Source organism: Amycolatopsis sp. NPDC051102 (genome assembly GCF_040682815.1).
Lineage (GTDB): Bacteria > Actinomycetota > Actinomycetes > Mycobacteriales > Pseudonocardiaceae > Amycolatopsis.
The window spans coordinates 16,089-29,052 of record NZ_JBFBBT010000014.1 but is presented as its reverse complement, the minus strand read 5'-3'; the positions used below and the strand labels follow the sequence as shown (position 1 = coordinate 29,052).

The window sequence follows — 12,964 nt, the reverse complement described above, 5'->3', positions numbered from 1 at the left end:
CGAGCCGAAACAATCCGGTGCCGGTCAGCGCCGCGAGCGCACGGCGGACGGCCCCGTCACCGGGCGCTTCTCGGTGTGGTAGAGCCACGCCTGGATCAGCATCAAGTTCAGGACCCACGGCACCCACCGCGCGTATTCCAGGAAGTACGCGAAGTCGATCTGGATGTGGAACTTGTCGATCGCGAGGTACGTGAAGAAGGCCAGGAAGTTGTTGGCCGGCACGGCGAAGCTGTACAGCATGAACCGGCGGTGCAGCACGTAGTTCCCGCGGCGCACCGTCACGTACGCGGCGGTGGTGATGCCGAGCCAGAACAGCAACATGGCCGCGCCGCCGAGCTGACCCGGGATCGGCGCCCACCACACGATGATGAGACCCGAGATCGCGGCGACCACCGCGCCGACGATGTAGAGCCGGCCGCTCACCCGGTGCCACTTCGGGTGGTTGATCCGCAGCCACGGCCACAGCTGCAGGCACACGGTCAGCACCGTCACCGTGCCGAAGGACATGTGCGTGATCAGCAGGGGGTAGTAGGCGGGGAAGTTCTCGTGCGGCGGGATCTGCAGCTGGTCCTCCGGCACCCCGGCGACCGGCTCGATCTGCATGTACAGCCAGAACGCGGTGATGGCGAACAGCGGGAGGATCCACGGGCGCCGCCAGAACGGCTTCGACGGAGCCTCGGCCTGCGGAGTGCGCGGCCGCTGCGGCTCCGGCGCCTTGAGTTCGTCGACGTCCTCGATGTTGAGTGTCATTGTTGCTCCTTGCAGGAAGAGAGACGCAGGACATCGCACGCGCCGGGAAGATCCGCTACGGACAGCACGGCGCGGGCGCGGGGTTCGCCTCGTCGGCTCATCCGTTGCTCCAGTCGGTGAAATCGGGCATAACGCTCCGTTCCCATCGTCACACCGGCCTTGCACCACGTCGCCTCCCTGCGTGCGCTGGCGGCGGCACGGGAGGAGTTGTGCTCACGAGGAGTGGCGCCGGCCGGGCACGCCGTCATCGCGGCGGTGCGCAAAGCGAAGGGGTGCCGGCGTCGATGGACGCCGGCACCCCCCGCTGGACTCGCTCACGAACGACGGAGCTAGGCCACGATCTCCATCTGCCCCATCATGCCCAGCGCCGAGTGCTCCAGGAAGTGGCAGTGGTAGGCGTAGCGGCCCAGGTAGTCGCCGAAGGTGGCCAGCAGCTGCACCGACTTGGTCGGCGGCAGCGACACGGTGTCCTTGCGCCCCATGTCGTTCACCGTCGGCGGCCCGCCGTCCCGCGACAGCACGCGGAACTGCACGAGGTGCATGTGGAAGTTGTGCGCGGCGTCGAACTCGATCGGGTCCGCGTTGGTCACGTTCCAGATCTCGGTGGTGCCGCGCTTGATCTGGATGTCGACGCGCGTCGGGTCGTAGGGCTTGCCGTTGATCAGGCCGACCGGGACCGAGCCGGAGACGTCGAAGGACAGCCGGATGTCACGGGTGACCGTCGCGGGCGGGAGGGCCGGCAGCGGGCGCAGCGTGCTGGGCACCCGGCTGTTGTCGGTGGCCGTGCGCACGACGTCGAACCGGAGCACCGGGCCGATGGTGTCGTTCATGACGATCTGGGTGCCGACCGGGAAGCGGGAGAAGTCCACGACGATCTCGACGCGCTCGGCCGCGGTGATTTCGATCTCCGTGCGCGGCACCGGCGCCGGCAGCAGGCCGCCGTCCGAGGCGATCTGGAGCATCTGGACGCCGCCGAGGTTCAGGTTGAACTGGCGGTGGATCGCGGAGTTCAGCAGCCGGAAGCGGTACTTGCGCGCCGCGACCTGGAAGTAAGGCTGCGGTTTTCCGTTGGCCAGCAACGTGTTCACCTGGTCGGGCTCGGCGCCGTCCACCAGGTTGCCGTTCGCGTCGATCAGCACGTCACGCAGCATGATCGGCACGTCGTACTGCCCGCTCGGCAGGCCGAGGCTCTGCTCGGACGGGTCCTCGATCAGGTAGAAGCCGTGCAGCCCGTGGTAGACGTGCCGCGCCTCGGTGTGGTGGCTGTGGTCGTGGTACCACAGCGTGGCGCCCTGCTGGGTGTTCGGGTACATGTAGTTGCGCGAGCCACCGGGGGCGATGACGTCCATCGGGTGCCCGTCGTCCTGGGGCAGGACGTGGCCGCCGTGCAGGTGCACGTTGGCCGCCTCGGAGAGCTGGTTGGTGAACGTGACCGACACCGGCCGCCCGGTCTTGGCCTTGATGGTGGGGCCGACGAAGCCGCCGTCGAAGGTCAGCAGCGGGCTCTGCACGCCGGGCAGGACCTCGACGTTCGCCGGCCTGATCGGCAGCCGGTAGAAGTCGATGTCCGGGTCGCCCTTGAACGGGGACAGCACCCGCGGCACGGGCATCGGCTCGGTGAACGCGGCACTCTTCGTGTGCGGGCGCACCGTGTTGTCGTAGAGCCGGTGCGCGTGCGGATCGCCGACCGGGCCGACGCCACTCGCCTCGGCGGACGAACTATTGAGGCTTTTCGGGAGGAGCAAGGCGCCGCCGACGGCGGCACCCCCGACGGTCAACAGCTTTCGCCTGTTCAGCATCTGATCCCCAGTGATTTGCGACGATTTGTGATGTACTGCACAAGATTCCACCGTGGTCGACCGGTGTCTTGTTGCAGATTGCTCGATGGCGCGCGGCCAAGCCGTCAGCCGTTGATCATGCCGTTGCGGATGTCGCGCATGTGCTCGAACGAGGACAAGTCGGGCACGGTCCAGCCGTCCAGGTCGTACTCGGCCATGCACTGCTCGGCGAACGCCTTGTACCCGTCGACCTCACCGCTGGCGAGCTGCGCGGAGAGCAGCTCGATGCGGGTGTTCTCGTGGCTGCCGGCGTAGTTGCGCTCGTACAGTTCGTGACGCCCGCCGAACTCGGTGCCCACGGCGTCCCACAGCAGCTTCATCAGCTTGACCCGGTCGACCGCCTCGATCCCGCCGGAGCCGCGGACGTACTTGTCGAGGTAGGGCCGGATCTCCGGGTTCTTGAAGTCGTCCGCGCTGGAGTTGAGGTAGATCAGGCCGCTGGCGATGTCCTGCTCGATGATCTCCTTGACCCGCGGGTAGCCGATCTGCATGAACCACCGATAGGCCAGCCCGTACGCGGGATTGGGCAGGACGGCTCCGCCGGTCCACGGCACCGGGTTGCGCGCGGCGGCGTCGGACAGTCCCCAGAACAGGTTGCGCCAGGCCAGAACCTCGCCGAGCCGGGTCTGCACGCCACGGAAGTCCTTGACACCGGTCACTTCCACGGCCTTGGCCAGCAGCCCGGCGATGAACTCGAGCTTCACCGCGAGACGGGTGCAGCCGTGGAAGGTGAACCGCTCCGGGAAGCCGGACCGGCCGGTGAACAGCTGCACCTTGCCGAGGTTCCCGTAGATGAACACGTTCTCCCACGGGATGAGCACCTTGTCCAGCACGAGGATCGTGTCGTTCTCGTCCAGCCGGGACGAGAGCGGGTAGTCGAACGGGCTGCCCATCACCGCGGCCGTCGCCGTGTAGGACGGCCGGCAGATCAGCTTCATGCCGGCCGCGCCCATCGGGATGGTGGCGACCAGCGCGAACTTGCGGTCCTTGATCGGCACGCCGTAGTGGGCGATGAAGTTGTAGTGCGTCAGCGCCGACCCGGTGGCCACCACCTTGGCGCCGCTCACGACCAGGCCGCTGTCGGTTTCCTTCTCCACGTGGACGAACACGTCGGCCACCTCGTCCGGCGGGCGGCTGCGGTCCACCGGCGGGTGCACGATCGCGTGGTTCCAGTAGAGGACCTTCTCCTGCGACTCCTTGTACCAGCGCCGCGCGTTGTCCTGGTAGGGCTTGTAGAAGTCGGCGTTCGCGCCGAGCGTGCCGAGGAAAGCGGCCTTGTAGTCGGGGCTGCGGCCCATCCAGCCGTAGCTCATCCGCGACCACGCCGCGATGGCCTTCTGGTCGGCGACGAGGTCCTCGGCGCTGTGCGGGGTGGTGAAGAAGCGATGGGTGTACCCGCCGCTGCCGGTGTCGGTCGGACAGGTCAGGACGTCCTTGGTCTTCGGGTCGTGCAACGCGTCGTAGAGCCTGGCCACCATCCGGGCCGGGTTGTGGAACGCGGGGTGCGCGGTGACGTCCTTGACACGTTCGCCGTAGAGGTAGATCTCGCGGTCGTCGCGCAGGCTCTCCAGGTACTCGGCGCCGGTCAACGGACGCGATCCAGCACTGGACGGGCCGTCGCCACCGGCGGGACCGTGCTCCGGTTCGGCCATCGGACATCCTCTCGATGAGACCTCGCTCGCGGAATCCCCATTGTGCTGCCGCCGGTGCCGGGCAGTTCTTCACGGATGCGGTCGGTGTTCCGGCCCGACACCACACTCGCACCGGTTCGGCAAGTCGCGATTTCTTCGAAATTGCTCGATTTCGCTTGCGGCACCTCACGGACGGGCGAAGTACGGTCACCTCCGCGGTACGCCATTCGTATCGGCGAGTAACGTGTCGTGACGTCGAGGGGGCTGCACCGCCATGTTCCGAACGGACGACGCGGCCCCACCACCACGAACGGGAGAAACGCAGTGGGACGAGTAGTCATTGATATCTCGGTGTCATTGGACGGGTACGTCACCGGCCCGGACGACAACCCGGAAGAGGGCCTCGGCACGGGCGGTGACGTGCTCCACGACTGGTACCTGCACAGCACCGAGGAAGACACGCGCGTGATCGACGAGTCCGAGAAGAACCTCGGTGCCCTGATCTGCGGACGGCGGACCTACGACAACAGCCTCAAGTACTGGGGCGACGGCGGGCCGCACGGCCAGACGCCGGTCTTCGTCGTGTCGCACAGCGTCCACGAGGAGGGCCTCGCCGAAGGCAAGCCGTTCACGTTCGTCGACAGCATCCAGAGCGCGTACGACCTGGCCACGAAAACGGCGGGTGACAAGGATGTCCGCGTGATGGGCGGTGCGGACGTCCCCCAGCAGTTCCTCAAGGCCGGACTGGTCGACGAGGTGACGATCCACGTCGTGCCGGCGTTCACCGGCGGTGGGCAACGACTGTTCGACAACCTCGGCCCCGACGTCAAGCTGGAGCAGGCCGCGGTGGTCAGCTCCCCCGCGGTCACCCACCTGACCTTCCGCACGGTGCGCTGAGCCGCGGCCGGCCTCACATTCGTCCACTGTGCTCATGAACCCGCAATGCGGGAGATGCAGCTGAAGTCGGCGGGTGTGAGGCTGGCTGCATGGCTGAATTCGACGGCAAAACCGTTCTCGTTACCGGCGGTGGGAGCGGCATCGGTCTCGCCACCGCGAGGCTGCTTGTCGAGTTCGGGGCCAACGTGGTCCTCGCCGGTCGCCGCGTCGAGAAAATCGACGCCGCGGCGAAGGAGCTCGACCCCACCGGTGAACGGGTTCTGGCGGTGGCGGCCGACGTGTCGCGCACCGCGGACATCGACGAACTGATCAGCCGGATCCAGCACGGCTTCGGTCGCCTGGACGGCATTTTCGCGAATGCGGGCGTGTCTTTCTCCGCCCCGAGCGCACTGGTCACCGAAACCGATTTCGACCGCGTCGTCGGTATCAATTTCAAGGGCGCGTTCTTCACCATCCAAAAAGCACTGACGCTGTTCGACGGCGCGGGCGCCGTGGTGGTCAACGGCACCTGTCTCGCCCACCGCGGCATGGGACCGGCGTCGGTGTACGCCGCGACGAAGGCCGCCGTGACGAACCTGACCCGGTCGCTCGCCGCCGATCTGGCCGGCCGGGGCATCCGCGTCAACGCCGTCAGCCCCGGGTTCATCGAGACCGACATGTTCGACGAGGTCGCTCCGGTCGAACAGGCTCGGGAGATGATCCGCGGCCTCCACCCGCTCGGCCGGCTCGGCAAGCCCGAGGACGTCGCCGAGGCGGTGGCCTTCCTGCTGTCCGAGCGCGCCTCCTTCATCACCGGTCAGGACCTCGGCGTCGACGGCGGCCTGGTGAGTTCCTTCCCGATGTGACGGCCATGAGTGATCGCCCGTTCAGGAATGTCAACCCACGTAACAAGGAGGTGACCGCGATGGGCCAGGAGTCTGGGACCCGCGCGGTGGTGCTCGGTGGCAGCATTGCCGGGTTGTTCGCGGCCAGGGTACTCGCGGACGCCTACGACGAGGTCCAGATCGTGGACCGTGACAAGATCGTCGGCCTGAGGGGACCACGGAAGACCCTGCCGCTGAGCTACCAGGCGAACGGCCTGCTCGCCAGGGGCGTGCACATCATGGAGGAGCTGTTCCCCGGGATCGTCCAGCAGCTGGTCGACGACGGCATCCCGAAGGGTGACCTGTCGGGCAGCTGCCGCTGGTACGCCCAGGGCAACCGGCTCGCGCAGAAGGACGGCGACCTGATCACCCTCGGGGTGCTCCGGCCGGTCCTGGAGTTCTACATCCGTGAGCGGGTCCAGGCCCTCCCCAACGTGGTCTTCGTCGAGCAGCACGACATCGTCGGGATCGTCACGACGCCGGACAAGACCAAGGTCATCGGCGCCCGGGTGCAGGCCCGGGGCGCGAAGACCGACAAGGTCCTCGACGCCGACCTCGTCGTCGACGCGACCGGGCGCGGCTCACGGACCCCGGTCTGGCTGGAGCAGCTCGGCTACGAGCGCCCGGAGGAAGAGCGCAAGAAGATCGACCTGGTCTACGTGACGCAGCACTACAAGCTGCGTCCCGGCGCGGACCCCTTCCAGGGCGACGTGGCCATCAACCAGATCGCGTTCCCGGCCAACCCCCGGGGCAACGTCTTCTTCAAGACCAGCGACGGCCAGCTGGAGCTGACCACCTACGGTCTGCTCGGCGACCACCCGCCCGCCGACCAGGACGGCCTCTACCGGTGGCTCAAGTCGTTGCCGGCCAAGGACGTCTACGAGACGCTTCGCTACGCCGACCCCGTCGACAAGCCGGTTCTGTACCGGTTCCCGACCACCCTGCGCCGCCACTACCAGAAGCTGACCCGCTTCCCGGACAACCTGCTGGTCACCGGGGACGCGATCACCTGTTTCAACCCGGTGTACGCCCAGGGTATGAGCGTCGCGGCGCTGTGCGCGATGACCATGCGCCAGCACCTGCACAGCGGCGCGGCTCCGGTGCCGCTGGACTACTTCCGCGATCTGGCGGCGGACGCCATCGACGCGTCGTGGGACCTGACCAACACCGTCGACCTGAGCTTCCCCGGCGTGAAGGGCGAGCGGCCGCTCAAGCTGAAGTTCGCCAACTGGTTCCTGAAGAAGATCCAGATCGCCGCCACGCACGACCGCGACATCACCGCCAAGTACTACCAGGTGGCCGGCCTGATGGCGCCGCAGGAGTCGTTGATGAAGCCCGGTTTCATCCTTCGCGTGCTGCTCAAGTCGCTGCGCGGGCCGTCGAAGGAAAGCCAGCAGCCTTACGTGTACCAGGCGCCCCCCGGCGTCGAGCCGGTGTTCGAGGACGTCTACACGCCGGCCGAGCCGCGCAAGGCCGCGTGACGGTCGTCGCCCGACCAACCATGGAGCTGAGATGAGCAAGGATCACGGCATCCCGGACGCCGAAGAGACCGACCAGTACTACGACGTCGTCAACGAGATCTTCGCCGAGCTGTGGGACGAGAACTTCCACCACGGCTACTGGGACTCCGACGAGGACCAGAGCTCCAACCGGGAAGCGTGCGACAAGCTGACCGACCTGGTCATCGAACGGTCCGGCGACACCGCCGGCGCCCGGCTGCTCGACGTCGGCTGCAGCATCGGCCTTCCGGTCTTCCGGCTGGCCGGGCAGTCGCCGACGGTGACGGTCGTCGGCCTGTCGAACAACGCCGCCCAGGTGAACGAGGCCAACCGCCGGTCGGCCGAGCTCGGTCTCGCCGACCGGATCACGTTCGACACGGCCGACGCCCTCGCCATGCCCTACGACGACGACTCGTTCGACATCGTGTGGGTGTTCGAGACGCTGCCGCACCTGGACCGGCTGGCGGCCCTCAAGGAGGTCAACCGGGTGCTCAAGCCGGGCGGCCGGGTCGTCATCGGCGACATCTACCTCAACGCCCAGCCGAACGAGCACGATCTGGCACTGGTGCGCGAGCACGAGGCGACGAACGCGTTCAGCCCGTTCCTGCTGGAGCACGAGTACCGCGAGGTGATCGCCAGTTCGGGCCTGGAGCTGCGGGAGCTGAAGGACATCAGCGCCCAGACCCACCGCACCGGGCTGCGGATGAACGAGACGGTCAACGAGCGGTACGACGAGCTGGTCGCCCGCTACTCCGAGGAGATCATCCCGCTGCTCGACGTCGTCCGCGACCCGGCAGGACGGCTGAAGGAGATCGGCTACGTGCTCGTCGTGGCACACAAGGCCGAATGATCGACCAGTGTCCACAACGGACACGAATGGCCTGAGTGGTCCCGGCGGCGCCGAACGCCGGGACCACTCGTGGCCGTGCCCCACGATCGGACAACCGCTCCGGCAACGGTTCCGACGGGCGCGGCCGGCACAGCACGCAACCATCCTGGAGTGTCGATGACCACCGCGCACCGCACCTGTCCGATCTGCCAGGCCGTCTGCGGGCTGCGGCTGACCCTCGACGACGCCGGGCACGTCACGAACGTGAAGGGCGACAGCGAGGACCCGTTCTCGAAGGGCTTCATCTGCCCCAAGGGCGCCAGCCTCGGCCGGATCGACGAGGACCCCGACCGCCTGCGGCTGCCGATGATCCGCACCGGCGAACAATGGCGCGAGGTCTCGTGGGACGAGGCGTTCGCCGAGGTCGAGCGCGGCTTCGCCGAGGTGACCGAGGCGCACGGCCGCGACGCCGTCGCCGTCTTCTTCGGCAACCCGACCTACCACACCATGGCCGGTTTCCTGTACCGGATGCCGCTGATCCAGTCGCTGAACACCCGCAACGTCTACTCCTCCGGCACGCTCGACCACATGCCGAAGCACGTGGCCGTCGGCCACATGTACGGCGACCCGTTCGCCATCTCGGTGCCCGACCTCGACCGCACCGACTACCTGCTGATCATCGGCGCGAACCCGTTGGAGTCGAACGGATCGCTGGCCGCGGCCCCCGACTACCCCCGCCGCCTCAAGGAGCTGCGTGCGCGCGGCGGCAAGTTCGTCGTGGTCGACCCGCGCCGCACCCGGACCGCCGCGTTCGCCGACGACCACCTCGCCATCCGGCCGGGCACCGATCCCTGCCTGCTGCTCGCCATCGTCGACACGCTGCTCACCGAGAACCTGGCCACCGTCACGCTGGACGTCAACGGCCTCGACGAGCTGCGTGACCTGGCCGCGGAGTTCCCCGCGCCGGTCGCGGAACAGATCTGCGGAGTGCCGGCCGAGGACATCGTCCGGATCGCCCGTGAGCTGGCGGCGGCGCCGACGGCCGTCGTGTACGCCCGCATCGGCGCGTCGACGGTGGAGTTCGGCACGCTGGCCCACTGGCTCGTCGAAGTGATCAACATCCTGACCGGCAACCTGGACTCGGCCGGGGGCGCCATGTACGCCCGGCCGGCCACGCTCGAGCTGTACCGCACCGGCCAGCCCTTCCAGGCCGGGAACTTCCGCAGCCGGGTCCGCGGCCTGCCCGAGGCGCTCGGCGAGCTGCCCGCCGCCACGCTGGCCGACGAGATCGAGACGCCCGGCGAGGGCCAGGTCCGGGCGTTGCTCACGCTCGCGGCCAACCCGGTGCTCGCCGCGCCCAACGGCCCCCGGCTCGACCGGGCGCTCGAGAACCTCGACTTCATGGTCTGCGTCGACCCGTACCTCAACGAGACGACCAGGCATGCCAACGTCATCCTGCCGCCGCCGCGCATCATGCAGATGCCGCACTACGACTTCCTGCTGTCGATCGTCACGGTCCGCAACTACGCCCGGTACTCCCCGCCGGTGCTGCCCCTGGACCCCGACCAGCGGTCCGAGGCCGAGATCATGGCCCGGCTGACGCTGATCGCGGCCGGCGCCGGCGCGGCGGCCGATCCGGCCGGTGTCGACGAGATGATGATCGGCCAGCTGCTCGAGGGCGCCACCCGGACGCCCGGCTCGCCGGTGGAGGGCATGGATCCGGCGGTCCTGCGGGCCACGCTGGACGGCGACAACGGCCTGGAGCTGCTCTTGGACGTGCTGCTCAAGTTCGGTGGCCACGGCCTGTCCCTGGCCACGCTCAAGGCGAACCCGCACGGGATCGACCTCGGCCCGCTCGAGCCGCGGCTCAAGGAGATCGTGTGCACGGCGTCCGGCCGTGTCGAACTCACCCCGCCGGCGATCGTCGGCGACCTCGCCCGGCTCCGCGCGCACCTTGCCGCGCCCGCGCCGGAGCTCGTGCTGGTCGGGCGGCGCCAGCTGCGTTCCAGCAACAGCTGGCTGCACAACGTCGAGTCGCTCGTCGGCGGCAGCAACCGCTGCACGCTGCACGTCAACCCGGCCGACGTGGCGAAGTTCGGGCTCGGCGACCGCGCGGTCGTGCGCTCGGCCAAGGGCGAGCTGGTCGTCGACGTCGAGACCGACGACGCGATCAGGCCCGGTGTGGTGAGCCTGCCGCACGGGTGGGGGCACGCCGGCGGACGGCAGCGGGTCGCGGTGGCGACCTCCGGCGTCAACGCGAACGCGCTGACCGACGAGTTCGTCGTGGACGTTCCGTCCGGCAACGCGGTGTTCAACGGCATTCCGGTCACAGTAAGCCCGTACCAGGCGTGAGCCTGGCCAAGTGGAACCGAACGGTGGAGTGATGGAAGACGAGTCGGCGGGCGCGGGCCGGATCCCGCTTTCGGTCAACCAGGAATTCATGTGCATGTTCGACAAGGGTGACGACGAGGGCCCCTTCGGCCCCCGCTACCACATCGTGTACGGCTGGCGCGTCGGTGGCGCGGTCGACCTTGGTCTGCTGCAGGGCGCGCTGGACGACGTGGTCGCCCGCAACGAGGTGCTGCGCACCGAGGTGGTCCGGGACGCGGAGCCCAAGTACCAGCGGATCCACGAGCCGAGCTCGCCGGAGCTGGTCGTCCGCGACCTCACCGGCGTCGCGCCGGGCCACCGGGACCGGGCCGCCGAGGAACTGCTGATCGAGATCGAGGCCGACGAGTACAGCATCCGGGAGCTGCCGCTGCTGCGTGCCGTGCTCGGCCGGTTCGACGACCACGACTCGGTGCTCGCGTTGATCGCCCACCACACGGTCGCCGACGGCTGGTCGATGCAGCTGATCATCAAGGAGCTCGCGGAGTGCTACGCGGCCAGGAGCGAGAACCGCGCTCCCGATCTGCCGGAGGTCAGGCAGTACCAGGAGTACACGCGCTGGGAGTCGACCACCACGACCGACGAGGCACTGGCCAAGCCGAGCGAGTTCTGGCTGGACAAGCTCGCCGACGCCCGGATCACCGCGGTCCCGACCGACTTCCGCCGCTCCGACGACCTGCCGAAGAACACCTCGGTGGAGCGCTACCTGGTCGCCCCGGACGTGACGGCCGCGACGCTGGAGCTGGCGCGGTCGATGCGCAGCTCCCCGTTCATGGTGCTGCTGGCCGCGTACAAGGTGCTGCTGCAGGAGATCACCGGGAACGACGACATCACCGTCACCACGATCATGTCGGGCCGGGGCCAGGCCCGGTTCGAGAAGACGATCGGCTCGTTCTTCAACCTCGTGCCCCTGCGGACGGACCTGACCGGCTGCGGCAGCTTCCGCGAGGTCGTCGAGCGGACGCGCAAGACCTGCATCAGCGCGCTCACGCGGCAGATCCCGTTCCTCCGGCTCCTGTCGGACGCGCCGGAGCTCGGTGCACCCTACGCCGCCGACGACGCCGCGGTGGTCGCGTTCCAGGTCTTCCAGTTCCCGTTCGTGATGGCCGCGGAGCGGGTCGGTGACCTGGAGTACTCCGAGATCCGCAAGCGCCTGCTGCCCGCCGCGGTGAGCACGGACATCCCCGACGGTGCTTTGTGGACACTCGACATCGACCCGGCCGGCAACGAGATGATCGGCCAGATGCAGTTCAACAGCAACCTCTTCGAGGCGAGCACCGTGCGGGACATGGTGTCCCGGTTCCAGCAGGTGCTGAAGAAGTCAGTGTTGTCCCCGGACTAGACGACAAGTGTTTGAGGTGCCGAATGACCGCAATGGGTGATGACGCCGCCGAAGCGGCCGAGATCGGCAAGCACTACGACGAGCGTTCGCCGATCGGCGACGAGTTCCGCGACGGCCAGCTGCACATGTGGTACTTCTACGACCGCGAGGACCGTGCCCCGCTGGCGGAGGCGGTCGGCCGGATCACCAGGAAGGTCACCGACACGCTCGGGCTGCGGGCCGGCGAGTCGGTGCTCGACGCCGGCTGCGGCCCCGGCACGACCGCGATCGGCATGGCCGAGCGGTTCGGCGCCCGGGTCACCGGTGTCACCGTCAGCCAGTTCGAGGTCGACCGGGCCACCGAACGCGCGCTGGCGAGCGAGGCCGGCGACCTGGTGACCTTCGAGTACGGCGACTTCATGGCGCTGGAGTACGCGGAGGGCACGTTCGACGCCGTGCTCGCGCTCGAGTCGCTGCAGAACGCGCCGGACCTGGCCCAGGTGATCAGGGAGCTGTACCGGGTGCTGCGGCCGGGCGGGCGGCTGTCGTTTTCGGACTTCAGCGCCGGCGCGCCCGGCCCGCCGGACCGGTTGGCGAAGTTCATGGAAACGCTGCGGCTGAGCAGGCTGCCGAGTCTCGAGGAGTGGTGCGCGCACCTGCGTGCCGCCGGCTTCCAGATCGAGGAGTTCACCCAGTGCGGCCCCCGGGTGCTCGGCCGCAAGGCGAAGTACATCGAGGCCGCGCTGGTCCGCCGCCAGGAGATCGCCGCCAAGTTCGGCGAGGCGGCGCTCAACGAGTTCGCCGAGCAGCACCACGGCTTCTTCGCTCCCCGCAAGGACCAGGTCGGCTACGTGATCATCGCCGCTCGCAAGCCGTACCGCTGAGCGGCGCGGCTCCGCTGGTGCACGCAGTCTAATGTGGACGGTCGGCCGGTCCGGAAACGGACCC

At 68.4% G+C, this 12,964-nt stretch carries 10 protein-coding genes; 7 read left to right on the top strand and 3 right to left on the bottom strand.

From position 1 onward, the window contains the following. Positions 1-24 precede the first annotated feature (24 nt). The 3 genes from AB0M93_RS31970 to AB0M93_RS31960 all read right to left on the bottom strand — a co-directional run bounded on the left by AB0M93_RS31970 (position 25) and on the right by AB0M93_RS31960 (position 4,240). On the bottom strand, positions 25-750 hold the full coding sequence (locus AB0M93_RS31970; protein WP_364280216.1) for a DUF2306 domain-containing protein: 726 nt from the start codon (positions 748-750) through the stop codon (positions 25-27). A 329-nt stretch (positions 751-1,079) separates the two neighbouring features. Further along, complete coding sequence (locus AB0M93_RS31965; RefSeq protein WP_364280213.1) at positions 1,080-2,549, bottom strand: multicopper oxidase domain-containing protein; 1,470 nt, start codon at positions 2,547-2,549, stop codon at positions 1,080-1,082. Positions 2,550-2,653: 104 nt separating this feature from the next. Further along, a complete protein-coding gene (locus AB0M93_RS31960) occupies positions 2,654-4,240 on the bottom strand; it encodes a 4-hydroxyphenylacetate 3-hydroxylase N-terminal domain-containing protein (protein ID WP_364280211.1) in 1,587 nt (528 codons plus the stop codon). A 303-nt stretch (positions 4,241-4,543) separates the two neighbouring features. Between AB0M93_RS31960 and AB0M93_RS31955 the strand changes: the two genes are divergently transcribed. The 7 genes from AB0M93_RS31955 to AB0M93_RS31925 all read left to right on the top strand — a co-directional run bounded on the left by AB0M93_RS31955 (position 4,544) and on the right by AB0M93_RS31925 (position 12,900). Next, positions 4,544-5,116, top strand: a complete 573-nt coding sequence (locus AB0M93_RS31955) for a dihydrofolate reductase family protein (protein ID WP_364280209.1) — start codon at positions 4,544-4,546, stop codon at positions 5,114-5,116. 89 nt (positions 5,117-5,205) lie between these two features. Continuing rightward, positions 5,206-5,961, top strand: a complete 756-nt coding sequence (locus AB0M93_RS31950; protein ID WP_364280207.1) for a glucose 1-dehydrogenase — start codon at positions 5,206-5,208, stop codon at positions 5,959-5,961. A 59-nt stretch (positions 5,962-6,020) separates the two neighbouring features. Beyond that, entirely contained in the window at positions 6,021-7,460 is a 1,440-nt protein-coding gene (locus tag AB0M93_RS31945) for an FAD-binding monooxygenase (protein WP_364280205.1), read from the top strand. A gap of 31 nt (positions 7,461-7,491) precedes the next feature. After that, positions 7,492-8,328: a methyltransferase domain-containing protein gene (locus AB0M93_RS31940; RefSeq protein ID WP_364280203.1), complete on the top strand. Its 837-nt coding sequence runs from the start codon at positions 7,492-7,494 to the stop codon at positions 8,326-8,328. Positions 8,329-8,484: 156 nt separating this feature from the next. Further along, positions 8,485-10,659: a molybdopterin-dependent oxidoreductase gene (locus AB0M93_RS31935; protein ID WP_364280201.1), complete on the top strand. Its 2,175-nt coding sequence runs from the start codon at positions 8,485-8,487 to the stop codon at positions 10,657-10,659. Positions 10,660-10,690: 31 nt separating this feature from the next. Further along, positions 10,691-12,037 carry a condensation domain-containing protein gene (locus AB0M93_RS31930; protein WP_364280198.1) on the top strand — a complete coding sequence of 449 codons (1,347 nt, stop codon included), beginning with the start codon at positions 10,691-10,693 and terminating at the stop codon, positions 12,035-12,037. A gap of 23 nt (positions 12,038-12,060) precedes the next feature. Continuing rightward, entirely contained in the window at positions 12,061-12,900 is an 840-nt protein-coding gene (locus tag AB0M93_RS31925) for a methyltransferase domain-containing protein (protein ID WP_364280195.1), read from the top strand. The last annotated feature ends 64 nt before the right edge of the window (positions 12,901-12,964 follow it).